Source organism: Paraburkholderia sp. SIMBA_054 (assembly GCF_046534875.1).
GTDB classification, from domain to species: domain Bacteria; phylum Pseudomonadota; class Gammaproteobacteria; order Burkholderiales; family Burkholderiaceae; genus Paraburkholderia; species Paraburkholderia hospita.
Window position 1 is genome coordinate 1 of the sequence record NZ_JAWRXV010001200.1, and the last position, 254, is coordinate 254.

The following is a 254-nucleotide window of genomic DNA, read 5'->3' on the forward strand; positions in this document are numbered from 1 at the left end:
GGCGTCGCCTTCCGGCGCACATGCCTATATCGGCTATCCCAACGACGGCCAGGTGGTTACGGCCAATAAGCCGTTTCGCGTGTGGTTCGGTTTGCGCTATATGGGCGTCGCGCCGAAAGGCGTGAAGTATCCGAACACGGGGCATCATCATCTTCTGATCGACACCGACTTGCCGCCGATGGACCAGGAGATACCCTCGGATCGCAATCACCTGCATTTCGGCGCGGGCGAAACCGAGACGATGATTCAACTGC

Annotated in this window: 1 protein-coding gene; it reads left to right on the forward strand. The window is 59.1% G+C overall.

Annotated features, from left to right (window positions below; genetic code table 11):
• On the forward strand, positions 1-254 hold a 254-nt coding region (locus tag SB822_RS58930; RefSeq protein WP_410859353.1), incomplete at both ends, for a DUF4399 domain-containing protein.